We start from the raw sequence: 19,794 nt of genomic DNA, 5'->3' as shown, positions 1-19,794 counted from the left end.
AACAGTAATAATTATGGCTCTGACAGCAGCGATTAAAAGCCAGATTGCGCAATGGTATAAGGCGCTGCAGCAGCAGGTTCCTGACTTTATCCCGCGCGCGCCGCAGCGCCAGATGATTGCCGAAGTGGCAAAAAGTCTGGCGGGCGATGAGGGGCGCCATCTGGCTATTGAAGCCCCTACCGGCGTGGGTAAAACGCTCTCTTATCTGATCCCCGGCATTGCGGTAAGCCGTGCCGATGAAAAACGACTGGTGATCAGCACAGCCAACGTGGCGCTGCAGGATCAGATTTTCACCAAAGATCTCCCGCTGCTGAAAAAGATCATCCCCGATCTCACCTTTACGGCGGCCTTTGGCCGCGGACGCTATGTCTGCCCGCGTAATCTGGCCGCGCTGGCCGCCAGCGACGATCAGCAGGGCGACCTGCTGTTCTATCTGGATGAAGAGGCGGTGACCGGCTCAAAAGAGGAGCAGAAAATCTGTTCCGGGCTGGAGAAAGATTTCAGCCGCCATACATGGGATGGCCTGCGCGATCACGCGGAGAAGGCGATCGATGACAGCCTGTGGCGGCGCCTCTCGACCGATAAAGCCAACTGTCTGGCTCACCACTGCCGCTGGTATCGTGAATGTCCCTTTTTTGTCGCCCGGCGCGAGATTGAACAGGCTGACGTCGTCGTCGCAAACCATGCGCTGGTAATGGCAGCTATGGAAAATGAGTCGGTGCTGCCGCCGGCAAAGCATCTGATGCTGATACTGGATGAGGGCCACCATCTGCCGGAAGTGGCGCGTGACGCGCTGGAGATGAGCGCCGAGATCACGCCAGGCTGGAGCGGGCTGCAGCTCGATCTCTTCATACGGCTGGTGGAGACGATCATGGCGCAGTTCCGCCCCAAATCGCCCCCGCCGCTGACCAATCCTGAACGGCTCAAACAGCACTGCGAAGAGATGCGCGAGCTGCTGCAGGCGCTGAGTCAGGCGCTCAATCCGCTGCTGCCGCCCGATAATCAGCCGGGTGAGTTTCGTTTTGTGCTGGGGGAGCTGCCGGAAGCGCTGCTCACGCTCTGTGCGCGACTGTTTAAGCTTAGCGACGCGCTGCGCGGTCTGAGTGAGGGGCTGCTGAATGAGCTGGGCGAGCAGACCGGTAAGGCGGATATTATGCGCCTGCATAAAGCGATTCTGCAGCTCAACCGGCACTTTGGCTGGTTTGAAGCCATCAGTAAACTCTGGCGGCTGGCGGCGATGGAAAAAGCCTCAAACGCGCCGGTCTCTAAATGGGTTACGCGTGAACTGCGCGAGGGGCAGGCGCACCTGCTGTTTCACTGCGCCGGCATCCGCGTCAGCGACCAGCTGGAGAAGCTGCTGTGGCGTAAAATTCCGCATGTGGTCGTGACATCAGCCACGCTGCGTTCGCTCAGCAGCTTCAGCCGCCTGCAGGAGATGTCGGGACTGAGTGAGAAAGCGGGCGATCGTTTCGTGGCGCTCGATTCTCCGTTCAATCATGTCGACCAGGGCAAGCTGGTGATCCCGCAGATGCGCTATGAGCCGCTGCTGGCAAACGAAGCTGAGCACATCGCCGAAATGGCGCGCTTTTTCCGCCAGCAGATGGCGGAAGGGGAACATAAAGGCGTGCTGGTGCTGTTTGCCAGCGGACGGGCGATGCAGCAGTTTGTTGCGCAGCTGCCGGAGCTGCGTCTCACGATGCTGGTGCAGGGCGATCAGCCGCGCTCCCGGCTGGTGACGCTGCATCGCGAACGGGTGGCCGCAGGAAACAGCAGCATTCTGGTGGGCCTGCAGTCGTTTGCCGAAGGGCTCGATCTTAAAGGCGATCTGCTGTCGCAGGTGCATATTCATAAAATCGCTTTCCCGCCGGTAGACAGTCCGGTAATTTTGACCGAAGGCGAGTGGCTGAAAAGCCTGCGCCGCTATCCGTTTGAAGTCCAGAGCCTGCCCAGCGCCTCGTTTACGCTGATACAGCAGGTCGGGCGCCTGATCCGCAGTCATCACTGTTTTGGTGAGATTGTGATCTACGATCGCCGTCTGCTCAGCAAAAGCTACGGTAGCCGGCTGCTGGCGGCGCTGCCGGTGTTTCCGATCGAGCAGCCTGCGGTGCCGGAAGAGAAAAAAAGCGCCAGGCGCAAACGAAAAGCCTGAGTAGCCGCGCTGAGCGGCTACTCGTTCCGGCCGCCGCACTGCGGCGCGCCCAGAAAGCAGGAAGCGTAACTATGGAACTGAATAAAATTATTAAAGAGATCGGGCGCGGTAAAAACCATGCGCGCGATATCGATTTCGACACTGCGGTGGCGCTCTACAGCGCCATGCTGGCAGACGAGGTGCCGGAGCTGGAGCTGGGTGCGATCCTGATTGCGCTGCGGATTAAAGGCGAAGGCGAAGCGGAAATGCGCGGTTTCTATCACGCCATGCAACAGCGTATGCTGCGGCTGCAGGCGCCGGCCGGCCGGCCGATGCCGATTGTGATCCCCAGCTATAACGGCGCGCGCCGTCAGGGCAATCTGACGCCGCTGCTGGCGCGGCTGCTGGTAAAGCTGGGCTTTCCGGTGCTGCTGCACGGTGTCAGCGAAGACGCCACGCGCGTAACCAGTGAAGCGGTGCTTGCCGCATCAGGCATCGCGGCGGTAACGACCGCCGCGCAGGCGCAGGCGGCGCTGGATAACGGCGAGCTGGCGTTTATCACCATCGATAACCTCTGTCCGCCTGTGGCCAGACAGCTGGCGCTGCGCTGGCGGATGGGCGTGCGCAACAGCGCGCATACGCTGGCAAAGCTGGCCACGCCGTTTGCCGAACGCGCCGCGCTGCGTCTTGCCAGCGTGTCGCATCCTGAATATGTGCCGCGCGTCGGCGCATTTTTCCAGGCGATAGACGCGCCCGCTATTCTGCTCAACGGCACGGAAGGCGAGGTATATGCCAGTCCGCTGCGCTGTCCGGCGATCAACTATATTGCCGGCGCGGCGGGTGAGGCGCAGATCTGGGTTGAGCGGCAGCCGGAGCGTGTGGAAGCGCTGCCGGAGAACAAACAGGCTGAAACCACCGCGCGCTGGAGTGATGAGGTGCTGAACGGCACGCGTGCCGTGCCGCAGTCGCTGCGGCTGCAGCTCGCCTGCTGCCTGGTGGCAACGGGTGAAGCGGCAAACTTATCTGCTGCTGAGATCAGGCTGCAGCAGGCGGGCATGTAAGCGCGGTGCAGGGCGTGCTGCGCACCCGGTTTAGCAGACGGCAGCGGCTCAGCGTTTCGCCAGTACGCTCTCCACCAGTTTCTGCCAGAAAGTAATCCCCACCGGCAGCAGCGCATCATTAAAATCGTAGCTGGCGTTATGCAGCGGCGCAGAAGGCACCTCGCCGTCGGCGCCCAGCCAGAAGTAGGCGCCCGGACAGGCTTCCAGCATACAGGCGAAATCTTCTGACGCCATCGACGGGCTGCACGCCCATTTTACCTGCGCGTCCCCCAGCATCTGCTCCGCCACCTCGCGCACCTGCTGTGCCGGGGCAGGGTGATTTGCGGTCACCGGATAGCCGGGATACCAGTGAATGTCACCGCTGACGCCAAACGGTCGCGGCAGCGCGGTCACAAACTCTTCAATCAGGCCGCGCACCCGCTCGCGCACCTCCGGCTGCAGACAGCGTACCGTGCCGCGCAGCGTGATCTGCTCCGGGATGACGTTAATCGCCTCGCCGCCGTGGATCTGCGTCACGCTCACCACGGCGGACGCCAGCGGCGAAAGGCGGCGTGAAGGGATGGTCTGCAGCGCCAGCACCAGCTCAGCCGCCACGACCATCGGATCGGCGCCGCTTTCCGGCATGGCCGCATGACAGCTGCGGCCGGAAAGGGTGATCTCAAAGGAGTCGAGCGACGCCATCATCGCCCCCGGATTCACCGCCAGCGTGCCGAGCGGCAGTCCGGGCCAGTTGTGCATTGCATAGACGGCATCCATAGGGAAGCGCGAGAAAAGACCTTCTTCTACCATGCGGCGTGCGCCGCCGAGGTTCTCTTCGGCGGGCTGAAACAGAAAGTGGATGGTGCCGCTGAAATCGCGCGTGGCGGCGAGCTGGCAGGCGGCGGCCAGCAGAATAGCGGTATGGCCGTCGTGACCGCAGGCGTGCATCACGCCGGGCCGGGTCGATTTCCACTCCGCGCTGCCTTTTTCTGTGATCGGCAGCGCATCCATATCAGCGCGCAGTCCAATCACCGGCCCCGGACCGTTCTCCAGCGTACCAATGACGCCGGTGCCCGCTATGCCGCGGAATACCTGAAGCCCGGCCTGCTCCAGTACGCGGGCGACCAGCTCGCTGGTCTGCTGTTCCTGATAGCCCAGCTCAGGCAGTTGATGTAACTGATGACGCCAGTTAAGGGCATTTTCCAGCAGGAGAGCAGGCAGACTCATAACAGAGGGCTCCGTTTGCAACGCGCGCCAGCGCAGGGGATAAGTCATCACTGTAGTGATATGTCGCCGGAGCGTCTATCGCTAAAAGGAATAATTTGGCTATAGATTATATCCTTGTGGAATATACAACTCTCCCTGATAGCGGCTACGCTTCCCTGCGTAAACGGCCGTTACGTTAGCATCGGCAGGTTCAGCCCGTGCCGCACGGCGCACGCCTGCGCCTGCTCGTAGCCGGCATCGGCATGGCGCATTACCCCGGTGGCCGGGTCATTCCACAAAACGCGCGCCAGCCGTGCATCCGCCTCCGGCGTACCGTCACAGACAATTACGACGCCGGCGTGCTGGGAAAAACCCATGCCGACGCCGCCGCCATGATGCAGGCTGACCCAGGTGGCGCCACCGGCCGTATTCAGCAGCGCGTTAAGCAGCGGCCAGTCAGAGACCGCGTCCGAGCCGTCGCGCATCGCTTCCGTTTCGCGGTTAGGCGATGCCACCGAACCGCAGTCGAGATGATCGCGGCCAATCACCACCGGCGCTTTCAGCTCGCCTCTGCGTACCATCTCGTTGAACGCCAGCGCGGCCAGATGGCGTTCGCCCAGTCCGAGCCAGCAGATACGGGCGGGCAGGCCCTGAAAAGCGATACGCGCCTGCGCCATGTCGAGCCAGCGATGCAGATTGAGGTTATCCGGAAACAGCGACTTTAATTTTGCGTCCGTTTTATAAATGTCTTCCGGATCGCCCGAGAGCGCCACCCAGCGAAACGGGCCTTTGCCCTCGCAGAACAGCGGGCGGATATAGGCGGGAACAAAACCAGGGAAGTCAAAAGCGTTGCTGACCCCCTCGTCCAGCGCCACCTGCCGGATATTATTGCCGTAGTCCACGGTCGGCACGCCCATATGGTGAAAATCGAGCATGGCCCGGACGTGCACTGCCATGGAGGCGCGCGCCGCCTGTTCAACGCCTTTCGGATTGCGCTGGCGCTCCGCCTGCCAGCGTGCCACCTCCCAGCCCTGCGGCAGATAGCCGTTGACCGGATCGTGCGCAGAAGTCTGATCGGTCACGATATCGGGGCGTATGCCGCCGGCGCGGGCGCGGTTTACCAGCTCCGGCAGGATCTCCGCCGCATTGCCCAGCAGGCCGACAGAGATCGCCTCTTTTGCCGCCGTGGCCTGTTCAATCAGCGCCAGCGCCTCATCCAGCGTACGCGCTTTGTGATCGAGATAGCGGGTGCGCAGGCGAAAATCGATGCGCGACTCCTGGCACTCAATCGCTAATACGCAGGCACCCGCCAGCACGCCGGCCAGCGGCTGTGCGCCGCCCATGCCGCCGAGGCCCGCGGTGAGGATCCAGCGACCGGTAAGATCGCCGTTATAGTGCTGGCGGCCCGCTTCGGCGAAGGTCTCAAACGTTCCCTGCACAATGCCCTGGGCGCCAATGTAGATCCACGAGCCGGCGGTCATCTGGCCATACATCATCAGGCCGGCGCGATCCAGCTCATGAAAATGATCCCAGTTCGCCCAGTGCGGCACCAGGTTAGAGTTAGCCAGCAGCACGCGCGGTGCGTCGGCATGGGTGCGGAATACGCCCACCGGTTTACCGGACTGGATCAGCAGCGTCTCATCCGGCTGCAGCAGGCGCAGCGAGCGCAGGATCTGCTCAAAACAGGGCCAGTTACGTGCGGCTTTGCCGATGCCACCGTAGACCACCAGATCGTCCGGACGTTCGGCGACATCGGGGTCGAGGTTATTCTGGATCATGCGCCAGGCCGCTTCGATAAGCCAGTTAGCGCAGTGCAGTTCACTGCCATGCGGGGCACGGATTTCGCGGGCCACGGCCTGCGTCAGGGTTTCGCTCATGATTCACTCCTCAGTGCTGGTTCTGGCGCTGGCTCGGCAGCAAGGTTATTAGCGCGTCGGGCCACTGCGTGCCCGCAGCCCACAGACGCATCGCTTCGATATCGGGTGCCAGCAGGCGGTCGCTGGCAAGAAACGCCACCCTGCTGCGAATGCGCTGCATCTCCTGTTCAAGGATGGCCGAACTCTGCAGCGGCCGGTGAAACTCAATGCCCTGGGCTGCGGCCATCGCTTCAATGCCGACCACCGCAGCGGTGTTAAAACACATCTCCCCGAGACGGCGTGCTGCATAGGTGGCCATAGAGACGTGATCTTCCTGATTCGCTGACGTAGGCAGGCTGTCTACGCTGCCAGGGTGCGCCAGCGATTTGTTTTCTGATGCCAGCGCGGCAGCGGTCACCTGGGCAATCATAAAGCCGGAGTTGACGCCGCCATCCTGCACCAGGAAAGGCGGCAGGCCGGAGAGAGTGCTGTCAAGCAGCAGCGCCAGACGGCGCTCGGAGATAGCACCTATTTCGGCCACGGCGAGCGCAATAATGTCAGCCGCAAACGCCACCGGCTCGGCGTGGAAGTTGCCCCCGGAGATCACTTCACCGCTGTCGCTGAAAACCAGCGGGTTATCGGAGGCGGCATTGGCCTCAATCTGCAGGACGCGCGCGGCGTGGCTGAGATTATCAAGGCAGGCCCCCATCACCTGCGGCACGCAGCGAACAGAGTAGGGATCCTGAACCCGTCCGCAGTGGGTGTGCGACTGCAGGATCCCGCTGCCGCTGAGCAGCGAGCTGACGGCGGCGGCGACAGCGATCTGGCCAGGCTGGCCGCGCGCCTGATGAATGCGCGCATCATAGGGTTTAACCGAGCCTTTAATCGCCTCCAGCGAGAGCGCGCCCGCCATCAGTGCAGCAGCAAAGAGATTTTCCGCTTCAAACAGGCCGCGCAGCGCCAGGGCCGCTGAGACCTGGGTTCCGTTCAGCAGCGCCAGTCCCTCTTTTGGCCCGAGGACAATCGGCGTCAGTCCGGCGCGCGCCAGACCTTCCGTTGCCGGCCGCCGTTCACCGGCAATGCGCACCTCGCCTTCACCCAGCAGCATCAGCGACAGGTGTGCCAGCGGAGCCAGATCGCCAGACGCGCCTACTGAGCCCTTAGCCGGAATAGAGGGCATCACGCCGGCGTTAAACAGCGCCAGCAGGGCATCCACCAGCTCAATACGGACGCCGGAATGACCGCGCGCCAGACTGATAATCTTGCTGGCAACCACCAGACGCGTGACGTTATCCGGCAGCAGATCGCCGAGGCCAACGCTGTGCGACAGCACCAGGTTACGCTGCAGCTCAGCCAGGCGGGCAGCGGGAATTTGCGTCTGTGCCAGCTTGCCAAAGCCGGTATTAATGCCATACACCACACTGCCGGACGCGACGATATCGTCGACGGTCGCATGAGCGCGGTGAATAGCACTGCGCGCCGCTGGCGTCAGGTGTAACGTCACCGGCTGCTGATAGATAGTGCGCAGGGTCGCGAGATCCACCTTACCGGGTTCCAGGCAGATTTCCTGCAGTGCATGCGACATGATCTACTCCTGTATATACAAGTAAGTGGCGGGAAAAGTCACGCTTCTTAACGCCATGCGTCAGGTTACTTCACCCGCGGTAAACCGAGTGAAGCACAGGTTTGTTATTCCTGTCTATACAAGTAGCAAGCGCTATGCCAGTTTCACTGCAATTTGTGAAATGTGCCGCACTGCGGGCAGGCAGGCTAATCAGCCAATTTGATGCACGCTAAAGCAGCAGCCTCTGCACCCGCAGCCGCTGCGCTGCACTACTGCATGTCTATACATCTGCCTGGCGGAACAGTAAACTTTCCTTCTCAGAGCAGAAAGGAACAGCAGATGACCGAGCAAACGGCACTGGCGCAGTTAGCCGCCGCAATGGGCGATGAACCGGCACCGATTTACCAGCGCGTCAAACAGGCGATTATCAGCCAGATCCGCGCGGGAGAGTGGAAAGCCAGGCAGCGTGTGCCCTCCGAGAGCGAGCTGGTCAGCGAGCTGGGCGTGAGCCGGATGACCATCAACCGCGCGCTGCGTGAACTCACCGCCGAGGGCTATCTGCTGCGTATGCAGGGGGTGGGCACCTTTGTCGCGGAGATGAAAGGCTACACGGCGATGCTGGAGGTGCACAATATTGCGGATGAGATTGCGCAGCGCGGTCATCAGCACCGCTGCCAGATCCTGACCCTGACGCAGGGGCGGGCGGATCCGGAGCAGGCGGCGCTGCTGGGGATGCGCACCGGCCAGCCGCTGTTTCATTCGCTGATGGTGCATTACGAAAACGATCTGCCGGTACAGCTGGAAGATCGCCTGGTGAACCCGCAGATGGCGCCGGACTACCTGAAGCAGGATTATCACAGCGTTACCCCTTATACCTATCTGATGCGGGTCGCGCCGCTGACCGCCGGCGAGCATATTGTTGAGGCGGTACTGCCCGATTTGCGCCAGCGCAGGCATCTCGCGCTGGAGGAGCACGAACCCTGCTTATTGATTCGGCGGCAGACGTGGAGCGACAGTAAGATTGTGACCTATGCGCGGCTGCTCTATCCCGGCTCGCGCTATAAGCTGCTGGGACGTTTTAAAGGACACGGCTGAGCCGGCACCAGAGCAGCAGGGCATCGCAGCTCTGCGGCGTCAGCGTCAGTGGCTCATCCAGCCACCAGATCCCCTGCGTCTGGTGCAGGACCTCGCCGGAGGCGTACTGCCACGCACCGGCTAACACATACGACACCCCGTGCCGGCTCTGCTGCGGTGCCTGCTGCAGGATGCTGACCTCCGCCCGCCAGCTGTCGCGGCGGGTCATGATATTGAAATCGCTGCAGCGGCCGTGCACTGTCGCCTGCACCGGGGCTTCTCCGGCGAAGCGCCACGGCTGACAGGGCTGCAGCCGGTGCGTCAGCCCGCCGCTCTGCAGCAGCGGGCTGTCGCCCTGCAGCAGGGTAATCACCCGATCCACGCCAGGAAACAGCGAAAAAGGGCCGCTGGCGTCAAGCGTGGCGATGCTGGCACGCCAGGCGAAATCCGCCGCGCCGGGGGGAAAGCTGACGATTTCGCGCGTCTCGCCGCCGCCGTTGCGCCAGCGGCTGACCGGCAGCGCGTCGTGGCAAAAGCGGCGGATCACTGCAGCGCCCGCAGCGCGTCGGCAACGCGGATGGCCGCCTGCGCCTCTTCTGCATGCTGGCCGTCAGCGATCACCTGCCGGCCGGCGACAAACGTATCGCGGATCCCGCTGCGCGCGCCGGCAAACAGCCAGCGATTGAGCAGCGCATCGGAAGGGGTTGCGCTGAGCAGCGGGTCGTCGCGCAGTACCAGCCAGTCGGCGCGCAGGCCGGGTGCCAGCACGCCGCTGCGGATGCCGCACGCCTGAGCGCCTCCGGCCGCAGCCTGCTGCCACAGCAGATCGCCTACCGACGGCTGCTGCGGCAGCGCCAGACGGTTGCGCCGCCTGTCGCGCAGCCGCTGCCCGTACTCCAGCCAGCGCAGCTCCTCACGGGCGCTGACCGAGACGTGGCTGTCAGAGCCGATCCCCCAGCGTCCGCCCCGCGCAATATAGGTACTCGCCGGAAAAATACCGTCGCCGAGGTTGGCTTCAGTCGTCGGGCATAATCCCGCAACGGCCCCGCTGGCGGCGAGCTGCTGCAGCTCGCTCTCATCCGGATGGGTGGCGTGGATCAGGCACCAGCGTGCATCAACGTTAAAGCGGCGCATCAGCCAGGCGATGGGACGCTCACCGCTCCACGCCAGGCTGTCGCTGACCTCTTTTTCCTGCTCGGCAATGTGGATATGGACCGGCAGATCGCCCGGCGCTGCGGCCAGCACGTCGTGCATCTGCGCTTCGCTGACCGCGCGCAGAGAATGAAAACAGACGCCGTAGTTCAGCAGCGGTTTATCTGCGCAGACCGCGGCCACGCGCTGCAGCTGCTGCAGATAAGCGCCGGTCTGCTGGATAAAACGGCGCTGTCCGGCGCTGGCGGGCTGTGCGCCAAAACTGCTGTAGCTGTAAAGCACCGGCAGCAGCGTCTGGCCGATGCCGGTGCGCTCAGCGGCCAGCATCAGCTGCTGCAGCATGGCATCATCCGGATAGGGCTGGCCCTGCGGATTGTGATGCAGATAGTGAAACTCAGCGACCTGGCTGTAGCCCCCTTTCAGCAGCTCAATATAGAGCCAGGTCGCAATGTCGCCCACCTGCTGCGGCGTCAGCCGCGCTACCATGCGATACATCAGCTCGCGCCAGGTCCAGAAGCTGTCCTGCGGATCGCCCGCCACCTCAGCCAGTCCCGCCATCGCGCGCTGAAAAGCGTGCGAGTGCAGGTTGGTCATGGCGGGAATGACGGCCCCCGCCAGCGGTATAGCAGCGCCCGGCGCGCTATCTGGCGTAACGCGGGTGATAAAACCGGCGTCGCTGACCTCCAGCGTCACGTGGCTGTGCCAGCCATCTGCCAGCTGAGCGCGCGGGGCAAAATAGGTGGTCATGGTTGATCCTTCAGGCTGGAAAGTTGTATATACATATACATACTTTAACCGGGTGTGTAAATCGCCCGTACGCAGGGAACAGGGCATGAGAGACGCGAAGCAGATCGACAGCCTGTGGCTGGGCGCAGATATCGTTACGCTGCGCGACGGGCGCTACAACATCATCACCGATGGCGCGCTGGCCGTGGATAACGGCGTACTGATATGGGTCGGGGCGCGCGGTGAACTGCCGGCATTTGCGCCGCGTCAGCGGCATACGTTTAGCGGCGGCATCATCACGCCGGGGCTGGTGGATTGCCATACGCATCTGTTGTTCGCCGGCGATCGCAGCGCGGAATTTGAGCAGCGTCTCAACGGTGCCAGCTATGCAGAAATTGCTGCGCAGGGCGGCGGTATTCTCGCCACGGTACGCGCCACGCGGTCCGCCTCACAGGAGGCGCTGGTGGCGTCAGCGCGCGGGCGGCTGGCGCATCTGCTGGCGGAGGGCGTCACCACGGTAGAAATCAAATCGGGTTACGGGCTTGATGAAGAGAGCGAACTGAAAATGCTGCGGGCCATACGCCAGCTGGCAGCCGGCGTGCCGGCTGATGTCATCGCAACCTGCCTGGCCGCACATGCGATCCCGCCGGCGTTTCACGCCAATCCGCAGGGCTGGATCGATATTATCTGCCAGCGGCTGCTGCCACGGGTAAAAGAGGAGGGGCTGGCGGATGCGGTGGATGCGTTCTGTGAACATCTGGCGCTGTCGCCTGCGCAGGTCAGCGCGGTGTTTGATGCGGCGCGCGCGCTGGATCTGCCGGTCAAACTGCACGCTGAGCAGCTCTCGGCGCAGGGCGGGGCGGCGCTGGCCGCACGCTATGGCGCGCTCTCCGCTGACCATCTGGAGTACGCCAGCGAGGAGGATGTCCGCGCGATGGCAGAGCATGGCACCGTTGCTGTGCTGCTGCCGGGAGCGTTCTATCTGCTGCGCGAAACGCAGCGGCCACCGGTCGCGCTGTTCCGCCGCTACGGCGTCCCGATGGCGCTCGCCAGCGATGCTAATCCAGGGACATCACCCGCGCTTTCACTGCGGCTGATGATGAATATGGGCTGTACGCTGTTTGGCATGACGCCGGAGGAGGCGCTGGCGGGGGTGACGCTGTGGGGCGCGAAAGCGCTGGGTCTGCAGCAGACGCACGGCTCACTGGAGGCGGGCAAAGTCGCCAGCTTTGTTCACTGGCCGCTGACGCGTCCGGGCGAGCTGGCTTACTGGCTGGGCGGCGAATTGCCGTGCCGGGTTATCTATCGTGGAGAAGCACAATGAGCTTTGATTTTGTACCGGGCAGGCTGCCGCTGCTGATCTCAATACCGCATGCCGGTACGCAGCTTACGCCGGAGGTTGAGGCGGGGCTGAGCGATGCGGCACGCCCGCTGCCGGACACCGACTGGCATCTGCCGCAGCTGTACGATTTTGCGCAGGATATTGGCGCCAGCGTGCTGACCGGACGCTATTCCCGTTTCGTTATCGATCTCAACCGGCCGCCTGACGACCGGCCGCTCTATACCACCGCCACTACCGGACTCTGGCCAGAGACGCTGTTTGACGGCACGCCGGTGTTCAGACCGGGCATGACGCCGGATCGGGCGACGCGTCAGCGCTATCTGCAGACCCTCTGGCAGCCCTATCATCAGCAGCTGCAGCAGGAGCTGGCGCGCCTGAAAGCGCAATATGGCTATGCGCTGCTGTTTGATGCGCACTCTATCGCTTCACGGGTGCCCCGGCTGTTCAGCGGCGTGTTGCCCGATCTGAACCTGGGAACCAGTGATGGCGCCAGCTGCTCAGCGGCGGTGAGCGACGCGCTGGGGCAGGTGTGTAAGGCTCAGCAGCGCTATAGCTGGGTGCTGAATGGCCGTTTTAAAGGCGGTTATATTACGCGCGCCTATGGTCAGCCGGCGCAGGGCGTCGAGGCGGTACAGCTGGAGCTGGCGCAGCACAACTATATGGATGAGTCGCTGACTTTTGCCTGGCAGCCAGCGCGCGCCTCACAGCTGCAGCCGGTGCTGCAGCAGCTGATCGGCGCGCTGCTGGCGGCAGGAAAGCGTTAAACGCTTACCGCTTACGCGCGTCCGGGCGGACCAGATCAAAACGCTGCGCCTCACTGATGCCGTAATAGGCAGAAGGCCCCCCGGCGCGCAGAATCGGCTGCGCTCTGGCGGTCTGGTAAATGCCATCCTCCAGCAGGGCTTCATCAATATGAATGGCGACCGCTTCACCCAGCACCAGCCAGCTCTCCAGCTCCCCGCCCTGCGCATCCTGCAGCCGGATCAGCTGCGTCAGGCGACACTCAAAGTTAACCGGGCTCTCTGCCACCATGCTGCAGTCGATATGGGAAGCGGCAACCGGCGTCAGGCCCGCGAGCGCGAACTCATCGCTGCTGACCGAGGCGGAGCTTTCGTTCATCGCTTCCGCCAGCGGACGCGTGGCCAGATTCCAGACAAACACCTTGCTTTCGCTGATGTTCTGCACGCTGTCTTTCCAGCCGCTGCTGGCAAAGCCGATGATCGGAGGCTGGTAATTAAAACAGTTAAAAAAGCTGTACGGCGCAAGATTATCCTGGCCGCTGCCGCTCCGGGAGCTGATCCAGCCAATCGGACGCGGACCGATAATGGCGTTCAGCGGATCGTGGGGCAGGCCGTGTCCGGTCCGGGGCTGGTAGCTGTAGCGATGGCGCGTCATAAAAACTCCTGAGTCAGGGTGAAGGCACGTCGCGGCAGGCGGCGTGCATTGCAGTAAAAGGGTTCGCAGAGAGTCTGGTGTAAACGTAAAATTGCGGTAAGCGGATTGTGCGCTGGCGGCAGCCGGAGTATCTTACGCCCGCCTTACTTTCCGGAGAGACTATGAATAAGCCAGCCGCCAGTGCGCCCTTTCATCCGCGTAATCGCCATCAGGGGCGTTACGATTTTCCTGCGCTGATTGCCGCGCATCCGCCGCTTGCGCCGAAGGTTCGTCCTAACGGTCACGGCGAGCAGTCGATCGATTTCGCCGATCCGCAGGCGGTAATGCTGCTTAATCAGGCGCTGCTGAAGCTCTTTTATAACCTTAACTGGCAGCTGCCGGAAGGGTATCTGACGCCGCCGGTACCGGGGCGTGCTGATTACGTTCACGCGCTGGCCGATCTGCTGGCGGGTGATAACGGCGGGGCGATCCCGCGCGATCTGGACGTCATGGATATTGGCTGCGGCGCCAACTGCATTTATCCCCTGATTGGCCACGCCGAGTATGGCTGGCGTTTTACCGGTACGGATACCAGCGCTGAGGCGATTACCGCCGCCAGCCAGATTGTGGCGGGTAATCCCGGCCTGCAGCGTGCGGTACGTCTGCGTCGCCAGAAACAGCCGCAGGCGATTTTCAGCGGCGTGATCCATAAAAATGAGCGCTACCATGCCGTGATGTGCAATCCGCCGTTTCACGCATCGGCAGCTGATGCCGCAGCGGGCAGCCAGCGCAAAGTACGCAACCTGGGACTGAAGCAGAACGCGCCGCTCAATTTTGGCGGTCAGCAGACTGAGCTGTGGTGTGAAGGGGGCGAGCTGGCGTTTATCGGCAGGATGATCGATGAGAGCGTCGCGCTGGGCAGCAGCATTGTCTGGTTTACATCGCTGGTTTCGCGAAAAGAGAACTTACCGGCGCTGCGCGACCGGCTCGCAGCAGAGGCCTGTGAGGTGCGCATCGTCAATATGGCGCAGGGTCAGAAACAGAGCCGCTTCCTCGCCTGGAGCTTTATGACGCCCGCCGCCCGCGCGCAGCGGATGAAGCGCTAAGCGTATCACCCGATAAAAAGGCCGCCCGGTTATCCGGTGCGGCCTTATTCAGCGCGCGCAGCGCGTCAGGAAACGTGCTGCAGGAACTCGCGCAGACGTTCGCTTGGCGGCGCGGTAATCAGGGTATCCGGATCGCCATCTTCCGCAATCGTACCTTTATCAATGAAGATCAGGCGCGACGCGACTTTCTGTGCAAACCCCACTTCATGCGTGACGATCACCATCGTCATGCCTTCCTCGGCCAGATCCTGCATCACTTTCAGAACTTCATGACGCAGCTCCGGATCGAGCGCGGACGTCGGCTCATCAAACAGCATCATTTTTGGCTTCACGGCCAGCGCCCGCGCAATGGCCACGCGCTGCTGCTGACCGCCGGAGAGTTCAGCCGGAAAATGATGCGCCCGTTCCGCCAGGCCCACTTTGCCCAGCAGCTCGCGCGCCAGCCTGTGGGCCTCCTCTTTTTTCGCGCCGCGGACGCGAATCGGACCAAAGGCGACGTTATCCAGCGCGCTCATCTGCGGAAACAGATGAAACTGCTGAAACACCATGCCCGCTTCCTGACGGATCAGCCGCTCATCCACTTTCGGATCGTTGACTTTCATGCCGTCCACAATCAGATCGCCGCTGGTGATCTCTTCCAGTTTGTTGATACAGCGCAGCAGCGTTGATTTACCGGAGCCGGAAGGACCGATAATCACCACCACTTCGCCCTGATTAATTTTCAGATTGATGTCGTGCAGAACCTGCGTCTGACCGAAATTTTTAGAGACGTTTTTAAATTCAATCACAGGATTTTCACCCTTTTCTCAATACGGCGCAGCACAAAGCTCAACACCAGCGTAATAATCAGATAGATAATGGCAACCGCGCTCCAGATCTCCAGCGCACGGAAGTTACCGGCAATAATCTCCTGGCCCTGTCGCGTCAGTTCCGCCACGCCGATAACAATAAACAGCGACGTATCTTTAATACTGACAATCCACTGGTTGCCCAGCGGCGGGAGCATACGGCGCAGGGCCAGCGGCATAATCACATAGCGCAGGGTCTCGCGGCGTGACAGGCCCAGCGCCAGTCCCGCTTCGCGAAAGCCTTTGTTGATAGAGAGCACGGCGCCGCGCGTAATCTCAGCAATATAGGCGCCTGAGTTGATCATGATGGTCACGACTGCCGCCGTGAAAGGATCGATGCGCAGATCGGGAAAAGCCATTGGCAGCGCAAAGTAGATAAACATGACCTGCACGACAATGGGCGTGCCGCGGATCAGCTCAATAAATACCAGCGCGACGTTATTGGTGATCCAGCCACCGTAGGCGCGGGCAAAGCCAGCCACCAGGCCGATAATCAGGCCGCCTATCAGGCCAAGAACGGAAATCAGCAGGGTCATTTTGGCGCCTTCGATCAGAATCGGCAGGGCTGGCCAGATGACGCTCCAGTCAAACTCCATGGTGTTACTCCGGAATATGTTGCAATGGAAAAGGTAAAAGCAGGGCGCAAAGGGCGCCCTGCTGCATAAGCCCGCTTATGCAGGCATTATTTTGGCTCAGTACCGAACCATTTTTTATAGATTGTGTTGTACGTACCGTTGTCGCGCAGCGTTTTCAGCGCGCCGTTGATTTTGTCACGCAGTTCATCACTGCCTTTTGGCAGCGCCACACCATACTGCTGAGCTTCAATCGACTCGCCAACCGCTTTGAAACGACCTTTACCGGCGGTATTGATAAAGTAGAGAATATTCGGCGTATCGTGCAGCACCGCATCGGCGCGATTGGTTCCCAGCTCCATATAGGCGTTATCGATATTCGGGAACTGACGCAAATCTTTGGTCTTGATATGCGCTTTGGCGTAGTCCACCGAACCGGTTCCGCTTTTTACCGCAACGGTTTTGCCGTTGAGATCGTCAATGCCTTTGATCTCGTTTTCGTTATTGCGCACCATCACCAGCAGACCGCTTTTATAGTAGCCATCAGAGAAGTCGATAGCTTTTTTACGTTCGTCAGTAATGGTAATACCGGCCAGCGCCAGATCGACATTTTTGGTTTGCAGAGCCGGAATAATCCCACTGAAATCCATAGGTTTCAGGGTGTAATCGAGCTTCAGCTCTTTTGCCACCGCATCCCACAGGTCGATATCAAAACCCACATATTTGTCGCCCTGCTTAAACTCAAAAGGAACAAATGCGGTGTCGGTTGCGACAATCAGTTTTTTATCTGCGGCAGTAGAAGAAAGAGAAAAGGCCAGCGCCAGCGCGGCCACAGAGACATTAAACAGAGACTTCATCATTTTATCCTTTATTGCTCTGCAGACCTGATGGTCTGCACTACGACTGTCATATGAAAAAATTATGCCAACTTTAATAACAGCCCGAAATTACCGGCGGCAGGGCTGTCAGCTGACACGATTTTGCAGAAAAATGATCCTTTGCACCATTTGTGGGCACTATTATGGTGCATGAAACATTTTTGGTGCAGCCACAGTGTGCATCAGGATAATGACAAGGAAAGGGTGGGATGAAAGAAGTGTTAACAGGGTCAAAAAAGCGGATCTGAAGCAATAAAAAAGGCGGGTTAACCCGCCTCTGATGATTATTCGATATTGGCTTCGATAAACCACAGGAACTTGTCGAGGTCACGGGACGCTGCGGTAAAGATATCGGCAGTATCTTCATCTTTGACTTCGGTGATCGCTTTGCGGGTATCGTTAGCCACAATGGCGTAGCGATCGGCCAGCGCTTTCAGGTGATCCTGAACGCTGTGAATGTTCAGCGGATAGCTCTGCAGCGGCGTTTTATCATTCACGACCTGCGTGATACCCAGCGCTACGCCACCCAGCTGGATCACGCGCTCAGCGATGGTGTCCTGATGTTCGGTGATAGCAGCACGGAAACCATCCAGCATCTCATGCACGCCAATAAAGTTTGCGCCACGCATGTTCCAGTGCGCCTGTTTGGTGATCAGGGACAGGTCAATGAATTCCACAACCAGACGGTTGAGCACCTCAATGGTGGCTTTCTTTTCGCTGTCAGCCACATCATTGCGGGTGTAAATCAGATCGGAAGCGTTGTTTTTAACCAGTTTTGCGGTACTCATCATTTATGTCCTCTAATTGATGTTGTCCTAATCAAGCACGGAAATAAGTATAGCAGCTGTTATAAAATATGCTGAAGCGATCTGGCCGATAGCAGAGATAGATAAAGACGTCATGCAACGTTGCGGATGCAATCATGAATTAAGTAACCATAATCAATGGTTTATTATATAGGTCTTAAAGATGTTATCTGTGTGACAAAATAATAACGGCCCGGCGATGCAATAACGGAATGATAATGATTCCGGATGCCGGCGCAGCCTGCTGAAATAACAGGCTGCGATAGACAGCGTTAATTAAGCGTAACTCAGGCGACTTCTTTCAGACGGGCTTTCTGGCGCATGGTCAGCGTGGTGCCTGCCGACGCGGCGATAATCGCCAGCAGTCCTGACCACTGCGGCAGGGTAAGCTGTTCACCCAGAAACAGCATGCCGGAAAGGGCCGCGACAGCCGGTTCGAGGCTCATCAGGGTGCCAAAGATCCGCGCCGGCAGGCGGGTCATGGCAATCATCTCCAGTGAATAGGGAATTGCGCTGGAGAGCAGGGCGATCAGCAGCGCCAGCGGCAGGATCTCCCAGTGCCAGATGCCGGGGGAGGCAAACAGCAGTCCCAGCGGCACGAAGATAACAGAAGCGATAAGCGAGCCCATTGCCACCGTTGCCGGGCCGTGCTCCGCGCCGGCACGCTGTCCGGAGAGGATATAGATTGCCCAGCAGACGCCGGCACCTACTGCCAGCAGTGCGCCGAGCGGATCAATATGGCTGATGCCGTCACCGATTGGCAGCAGAAACCAGAGCCCGGCGACTGCCAGCGCTATCCAGAGAAAATCAAGCAGGCGGCGCGCGCCTGCCAGCGCCAGCGCCAGCGGACCGAGAAACTCCAGCGCCACGCCCACACCCAGCGGGATTGTCCGCAGGGCGAGGTAAAACAGAAAGTTCATACAGCCGAGCGCCAGGCCGTAAATCAGCAGGGGTTTACGCTGCGCCGGAGTAAAGCGCAAACGCCAGGGTTTGAAAAAGAGACAAAGCAGCAGCGTACCGAGTCCGAGACGCAGCGCAGTGATGCCGGGCGCGCCCGCGACGTCAAACAGCGATTTTGCCAGCGAGGCGCCACCCTGCAGCGACATCATAGCGAAAAGCAAAATCACAATGGGCAGCCATACGGGAAAGCTATTTTTACGAGAAAGAGGCGCAGACATCCTGTTGTCGATTCCGGAAATGAGGGGTGAGCGAAGGAGAGTAGCTTAAAGCAATTGCAGGCTGACGGGAAAAAATAAGGCCAGTTTCGCTTCAGAAAATGGCTAAAAAAGAGCCGTTTACAGGGCCAATTTTGTAAAGAATTGTCAGATTACTTTAGGAATTTACTTAAAGGCATTTTTTGTTCGCAGAATTATTGAACTAAACAGGGAGGCATTTTATAAGTAAAATGAATGACATAGGAAACTTCATTAACTTTCTGTTACACCAAACAATCTCTTGGACAACAAAATCCGGGCAGAGTTTCTCCCTAACTTTTGTTATATTTTTAGCGTTGTCAGGAGAGAAGTATTTTCACATTTGAGGTGGTTATGAAAAAAATTGCATGTCTTTCAGCACTGGCTTGTGTACTGGCAGTTTCTGCTGGCTCAGCCATGGCACAGAGCACCGTTTCTGGCGGTTACGCACAGAGCGATTATCAGGGCGTTGCTAACAAAGCTAACGGCTTCAACCTGAAATACCGCTACGAAGACGGTTCAAACCCACTGGGCTGGATCGGTTCTTTCACCTACACCGAAAAAGATCGTACTGAAGATGGCGTTTATAACAAAGGCCAGTACTACGGCTTCACCGGCGGCCCGGCTTACCGTCTGAACGACTGGGCGAGCATCTACGGCGTTGTAGGTATCGGCTACGGTAAATTCCAGCAGAACGAATCTGCCGGTCAGTCTAAATCTGACAGCAGCGACGTAGGCATCGCTTACGGCGCAGGTATGCAGTTCAACCCAATTGAAAACGTTGCACTGGACGTAGGCTACGAGCAGAGCCGCATCCGCAACGTTGACGTAGGCACCTGGATCGCTGGCGTCGGCTACAGCTTCTAAGTTTAGCTTAGACCAGAGTTGCACATGAAACGGTCCCGCAGGGGGCCGTTTTTTTTTGCCTG

At 59.9% G+C, this 19,794-nt stretch carries 18 protein-coding genes; 7 read left to right on the top strand and 11 right to left on the bottom strand.

Annotation, left to right across the window (positions count from 1 at the left end; genetic code table 11):
- Positions 1–13 precede the first annotated feature (13 nt).
- Positions 14–2,149: an ATP-dependent DNA helicase DinG gene (gene dinG / locus FS690_RS05770; RefSeq protein WP_108569722.1), complete on the top strand. Its 2,136-nt coding sequence runs from the start codon at positions 14–16 to the stop codon at positions 2,147–2,149.
- 71 nt (positions 2,150–2,220) lie between these two features.
- Positions 2,221–3,189, top strand: a complete 969-nt coding sequence (ybiB, locus tag FS690_RS05765; RefSeq protein WP_039383385.1) for a DNA-binding protein YbiB — start codon at positions 2,221–2,223, stop codon at positions 3,187–3,189.
- Between the two features lie 48 nt (positions 3,190–3,237).
- Here ybiB and FS690_RS05760 read toward each other — a convergent pair whose 3' ends face one another.
- The 3 genes from FS690_RS05760 to hutH all read right to left on the bottom strand — a co-directional run bounded on the left by FS690_RS05760 (position 3,238) and on the right by hutH (position 7,815).
- Positions 3,238–4,395: a M20 aminoacylase family protein gene (locus FS690_RS05760; RefSeq protein ID WP_108569723.1), complete on the bottom strand. Its 1,158-nt coding sequence runs from the start codon at positions 4,393–4,395 to the stop codon at positions 3,238–3,240.
- A gap of 170 nt (positions 4,396–4,565) precedes the next feature.
- Positions 4,566–6,251, bottom strand: a complete 1,686-nt coding sequence (gene hutU / locus FS690_RS05755; protein WP_071669017.1) for a urocanate hydratase — start codon at positions 6,249–6,251, stop codon at positions 4,566–4,568.
- A gap of 10 nt (positions 6,252–6,261) precedes the next feature.
- Complete coding sequence (gene hutH, locus FS690_RS05750; RefSeq protein WP_039383390.1) at positions 6,262–7,815, bottom strand: histidine ammonia-lyase; 1,554 nt, start codon at positions 7,813–7,815, stop codon at positions 6,262–6,264.
- 318 nt (positions 7,816–8,133) lie between these two features.
- Here hutH and hutC point away from each other — a divergent pair, with 318 nt between their 5' ends.
- The gene (hutC, locus tag FS690_RS05745; RefSeq protein ID WP_039383392.1) at positions 8,134–8,889 is read left to right on the top strand and encodes a histidine utilization repressor; all 756 of its coding nucleotides are present in this window, start codon (positions 8,134–8,136) and stop codon (positions 8,887–8,889) included.
- Here hutC and FS690_RS05740 read toward each other — a convergent pair.
- Complete coding sequence (locus tag FS690_RS05740) at positions 8,873–9,415, bottom strand: HutD family protein (RefSeq protein WP_108569724.1); 543 nt, start codon at positions 9,413–9,415, stop codon at positions 8,873–8,875. The genes hutC and FS690_RS05740 overlap by 17 nt on opposite strands.
- Positions 9,412–10,767, bottom strand: coding sequence for a formimidoylglutamate deiminase (locus FS690_RS05735; protein ID WP_108569725.1), 1,356 nt, complete (start codon positions 10,765–10,767; stop codon positions 9,412–9,414). Before FS690_RS05735 ends, FS690_RS05740 begins: the two co-directional genes overlap by 4 nt.
- A gap of 85 nt (positions 10,768–10,852) precedes the next feature.
- On the opposite strand from FS690_RS05735, the gene hutI reads away from it, so the two are divergent.
- Both hutI and hutG read left to right on the top strand, forming a co-directional pair.
- The gene (gene hutI / locus FS690_RS05730; RefSeq protein WP_108569726.1) at positions 10,853–12,070 is read left to right on the top strand and encodes an imidazolonepropionase; all 1,218 of its coding nucleotides are present in this window, start codon (positions 10,853–10,855) and stop codon (positions 12,068–12,070) included.
- The gene (hutG, locus tag FS690_RS05725) at positions 12,067–12,852 is read left to right on the top strand and encodes an N-formylglutamate deformylase (protein ID WP_104084698.1); all 786 of its coding nucleotides are present in this window, start codon (positions 12,067–12,069) and stop codon (positions 12,850–12,852) included. The genes hutI and hutG overlap by 4 nt, the downstream gene beginning before the upstream one ends.
- 4 nt (positions 12,853–12,856) lie before the next feature.
- Here hutG and FS690_RS05720 read toward each other — a convergent pair whose 3' ends face one another.
- A complete protein-coding gene (locus FS690_RS05720; RefSeq protein WP_071669021.1) occupies positions 12,857–13,483 on the bottom strand; it encodes a flavin reductase family protein in 627 nt (208 codons plus the stop codon).
- Between the two features lie 161 nt (positions 13,484–13,644).
- On the opposite strand from FS690_RS05720, the gene rlmF reads away from it, so the two are divergent.
- A complete protein-coding gene (gene rlmF / locus FS690_RS05715) occupies positions 13,645–14,568 on the top strand; it encodes a 23S rRNA (adenine(1618)-N(6))-methyltransferase RlmF (RefSeq protein WP_108569727.1) in 924 nt (307 codons plus the stop codon).
- Between the two features lie 65 nt (positions 14,569–14,633).
- Here rlmF and glnQ read toward each other — a convergent pair whose 3' ends face one another.
- The 5 genes from glnQ to rhtA form a co-directional block, all read right to left on the bottom strand.
- Positions 14,634–15,356, bottom strand: a complete 723-nt coding sequence (gene glnQ / locus FS690_RS05710; RefSeq protein ID WP_108569728.1) for a glutamine ABC transporter ATP-binding protein GlnQ — start codon at positions 15,354–15,356, stop codon at positions 14,634–14,636.
- Entirely contained in the window at positions 15,353–16,012 is a 660-nt protein-coding gene (gene glnP / locus FS690_RS05705; protein WP_039383407.1) for a glutamine ABC transporter permease GlnP, read from the bottom strand. The genes glnQ and glnP overlap by 4 nt, the downstream gene beginning before the upstream one ends.
- Positions 16,013–16,098: 86 nt before the next feature.
- A complete protein-coding gene (gene glnH, locus FS690_RS05700; protein ID WP_039383409.1) occupies positions 16,099–16,845 on the bottom strand; it encodes a glutamine ABC transporter substrate-binding protein GlnH in 747 nt (248 codons plus the stop codon).
- A 305-nt stretch (positions 16,846–17,150) separates the two neighbouring features.
- Positions 17,151–17,654: a DNA starvation/stationary phase protection protein Dps gene (gene dps / locus FS690_RS05695; protein ID WP_145339341.1), complete on the bottom strand. Its 504-nt coding sequence runs from the start codon at positions 17,652–17,654 to the stop codon at positions 17,151–17,153.
- Positions 17,655–17,959: 305 nt separating this feature from the next.
- Positions 17,960–18,850, bottom strand: coding sequence for a threonine/homoserine exporter RhtA (gene rhtA / locus FS690_RS05690; protein ID WP_039383412.1), 891 nt, complete (start codon positions 18,848–18,850; stop codon positions 17,960–17,962).
- A 369-nt stretch (positions 18,851–19,219) separates the two neighbouring features.
- Here rhtA and ompX point away from each other — a divergent pair, with 369 nt between their 5' ends.
- On the top strand, positions 19,220–19,732 hold the full coding sequence (ompX, locus tag FS690_RS05685; RefSeq protein WP_094111982.1) for an outer membrane protein OmpX: 513 nt from the start codon (positions 19,220–19,222) through the stop codon (positions 19,730–19,732).
- Positions 19,733–19,794: the final 62 nt, after the last annotated feature.

This window comes from Pantoea sp. PSNIH1 (assembly GCF_007680655.1).
GTDB lineage: Bacteria > Pseudomonadota > Gammaproteobacteria > Enterobacterales > Enterobacteriaceae > Pantoea > Pantoea eucrina.
This window is presented reverse-complemented; position numbering and strand designations above follow the sequence as displayed.

Coding starts and splice junctions, on each gene's coding strand:
- ybiB (WP_039383385.1), top strand. CDS start 2,221: ATGGAACTGAATAAAATTATTAAAGAGATCGGGCGCGGTAAAAACCAT.
- rhtA (WP_039383412.1), bottom strand. CDS start 18,850: ATGTCTGCGCCTCTTTCTCGTAAAAATAGCTTTCCCGTATGGCTGCCC.
- hutI (WP_108569726.1), top strand. CDS start 10,853: ATGAGAGACGCGAAGCAGATCGACAGCCTGTGGCTGGGCGCAGATATC.
- rlmF (WP_108569727.1), top strand. CDS start 13,645: ATGAATAAGCCAGCCGCCAGTGCGCCCTTTCATCCGCGTAATCGCCAT.
- FS690_RS05735 (WP_108569725.1), bottom strand. CDS start 10,767: ATGACCACCTATTTTGCCCCGCGCGCTCAGCTGGCAGATGGCTGGCAC.
- hutH (WP_039383390.1), bottom strand. CDS start 7,815: ATGTCGCATGCACTGCAGGAAATCTGCCTGGAACCCGGTAAGGTGGAT.
- FS690_RS05760 (WP_108569723.1), bottom strand. CDS start 4,395: ATGAGTCTGCCTGCTCTCCTGCTGGAAAATGCCCTTAACTGGCGTCAT.
- hutU (WP_071669017.1), bottom strand. CDS start 6,251: ATGAGCGAAACCCTGACGCAGGCCGTGGCCCGCGAAATCCGTGCCCCG.
- FS690_RS05720 (WP_071669021.1), bottom strand. CDS start 13,483: ATGACGCGCCATCGCTACAGCTACCAGCCCCGGACCGGACACGGCCTG.
- hutC (WP_039383392.1), top strand. CDS start 8,134: ATGACCGAGCAAACGGCACTGGCGCAGTTAGCCGCCGCAATGGGCGAT.
- glnP (WP_039383407.1), bottom strand. CDS start 16,012: ATGGAGTTTGACTGGAGCGTCATCTGGCCAGCCCTGCCGATTCTGATC.
- glnH (WP_039383409.1), bottom strand. CDS start 16,845: ATGAAGTCTCTGTTTAATGTCTCTGTGGCCGCGCTGGCGCTGGCCTTT.
- ompX (WP_094111982.1), top strand. CDS start 19,220: ATGAAAAAAATTGCATGTCTTTCAGCACTGGCTTGTGTACTGGCAGTT.
- dps (WP_145339341.1), bottom strand. CDS start 17,654: ATGAGTACCGCAAAACTGGTTAAAAACAACGCTTCCGATCTGATTTAC.
- hutG (WP_104084698.1), top strand. CDS start 12,067: ATGAGCTTTGATTTTGTACCGGGCAGGCTGCCGCTGCTGATCTCAATA.
- dinG (WP_108569722.1), top strand. CDS start 14: ATGGCTCTGACAGCAGCGATTAAAAGCCAGATTGCGCAATGGTATAAG.